This window comes from Vicinamibacteria bacterium (assembly GCA_035620555.1).
Lineage (GTDB): Bacteria > Acidobacteriota > Vicinamibacteria > Marinacidobacterales > SMYC01 > DASPGQ01.
Genome location: DASPGQ010000584.1, coordinates 1 through 2,273 on the forward strand (window position 1 = coordinate 1; position 2,273 = coordinate 2,273).

General features: G+C 62.3%; 2 protein-coding genes. Both read right to left on the reverse strand.

What is annotated here, in order from left to right:
* Positions 1-68: 68 nt before the first annotated feature.
* Positions 69-341 carry a hypothetical protein gene (locus VEK15_23795; protein HXV63744.1) on the reverse strand — a complete coding sequence of 91 codons (273 nt, stop codon included), beginning with the start codon at positions 339-341 and terminating at the stop codon, positions 69-71.
* The coding region (locus tag VEK15_23800) for a hypothetical protein (protein HXV63745.1) at positions 338-2,273 on the reverse strand (1,936 nt) is incomplete at its 5' end. The genes VEK15_23800 and VEK15_23795, both read right to left, overlap by 4 nt.

The following is a 2,273-nucleotide window of genomic DNA, read 5'->3' on the forward strand; positions in this document are numbered from 1 at the left end:
AGTATGGGCACGGCGCGTTGGGTGGTGTGTGCGTAAGTTCACGGCACAGGTCGAAGTTCCCTAACTGCTCACTGTGCGTGTCCGCGATGGCGGAGCAGGAATGGATAGACGAAGTCGTGGTGCCGGCTGTTTTCCACGTGATAGAGAAAAACGTCGCCCTCGTCTGGGGGGACGAAGGACTCCGGGGCGGTGACGGCGAACGTGAAGTCCCTTCTTTCTGTGGGAGAGACCGCCTCGATCTTCCAATCCGTCGCTCTCGCGAGCCCGGTCAAAAGCAGCTCGCTGTAGTCGGCGACGCCCGTCGGAGCCGGAGGGAGCGGTGTCACGGCAATGAGCTTCAAAACTTCTCTACTTTCAAGAACTCCATCGCCAGAGCGGCGTTGCGACCCTTGAACTCGGGGTCCGACTGACGCGGCACGTGGGAATAGGTGAAGAGGAAACTATTGACTCCGGATCTCGAGCACCAGGCCGGCACCCGGAACTCGTAGTCCCTCCATCCTTCCGACAGCTTCGCCTGGCCGACGGGTGTTCCATTGACGCTGAGCTCGAGATCGGGAATCGGGTCGAGCCATTCCGGTCGGGCGCGCACGACGACTCGCAGCTCGCCCGGGACTCGAATGGGCACCCGCAGCCAGGATCGTCGCCCGCGAGAACGGCGGAAGCTCGTCATGCCCTCCGTGTCCGGCTCGTACCAGCCGGGTCCCACGAGATCGCTCGTCGGGCCCCGGCCCAAATCGAGCTTTCCCGCGAGCTCCATCGGTCCGTGGTCGAGCCAGATGGGCTTCCGCCGCCAGACCACGTCGTAGCCGACAGGCTCGTAGTTTCGCTCGACGAACTCCGCCACCTCGGACGAGAACAACCTCAAGTTACGGTCTAGAAAAATAAGCTTCGGGTCGACGCGACCCGAGGCGAGGTCGTCGTAAAGACGTTCCCGCTGGCCCCGGCTGACCAGGGGGAACTCTTCCTGAAGAAGCCAGTAGAAATGGGCGTGGGGTCGGAACACCCCGAAGCCGGTGAAACCGTCCATCACCGGGTCGCTCGGCCTCGTGCTCCCCATGACGAAAGCAATCTGCTCGAGCGTCTTTCGATACTTCGTGTTGGAGGGGCCCGACAAGTCGTGGATCCGATGGAGCGGGGCGATGGCAGTTGCTCCGAGGAACGTCACCAGCACCCAATCGCGCTCTCCCCGGAGCAAAAGGAACAGACCGAGGACGGCCACCGCCAGCCAGACGAAGATGTAGAGGGTTTCGGTGAAGACAGGGGGCTGCACCCAGCGAATCACGAGCGAGAGGCCTGCTCCCACCACGAGGGCGAGGGCGATGCCGAGCGGCAGAGAACGAGCGCGCTCGGTCTCGAGTCTTTCTCGCGCGAAGCTATCCACCAGCCGGACCAAGGAAGACGCGGCGAACAGCGCCAGGAGCGGTTGAAACATCAAATAGTACTGGTGATAAGGGAGTGGAGTCAGGAACAGGCCGACGAACAAAGACAGAGCCGAAAGCACGAGAATCGGGTCGCCGCGTCGCGCGCCTTCGCGCCCGAGCATGCCCACTATGCCGAGAGCGCATCCGAGGAGCCCCAGGACGACGTGGAAGGGGTTCTCTCCGACGAAGACCTCGAGGAGCGGCACAGGTGACATCGTCGTCGTCTCACCATAGGTCAGGTTCAGGAAAAAGTTGAGCTCGACGAACTCCCGCAGGGCTCCGTGGTAGGCGAAGTAGATGAGCGTAACGGCGACCGGGATGAGGAAGCCGGCCGATTGCGCCAGCAAATCGATGAACCGGCTTGTCAGTCTCCCTCGCCCTCGAGGGTCGCCGACGTACCAGAGCATGGCCAGAGCGAAGCCCGGCCCGACCAACAGGATCTTCTGGGTGAACATCAGCGCGGAGCCGAGAAACAAGCCGGACATGGCGAAGCGAAGGCGTTGCGGGAGCGGTGATGGCGTGCCGCGAACGGCTCCGACGAGGGTCACGAGACACGCCAAGAACAGCGGCAGCGAAAAAACGTCCGGCCGGACTTCGATGGTTTTCGTCAGAAAGATCGTGTCGAGTCCGAGCAGAACCGTTCCCACCCAGGCCACTCTCGCCCCGCCCCACAAGCGGCCGAGGCGAAAGCTCAGCAGCAAGCTGATCCCGGCGAGGAGCAGGGCGATGGTTCGGGCAAGATAGAAGAAAGCGAACGTCTCGGTAACGCTCGTCTCGACCTGGAAGAACGAAAAGAGTGGCGCCACGAGATAGAAGAACCCCGGCGTATGGTTCTCGAAAAAGTCCCGATAG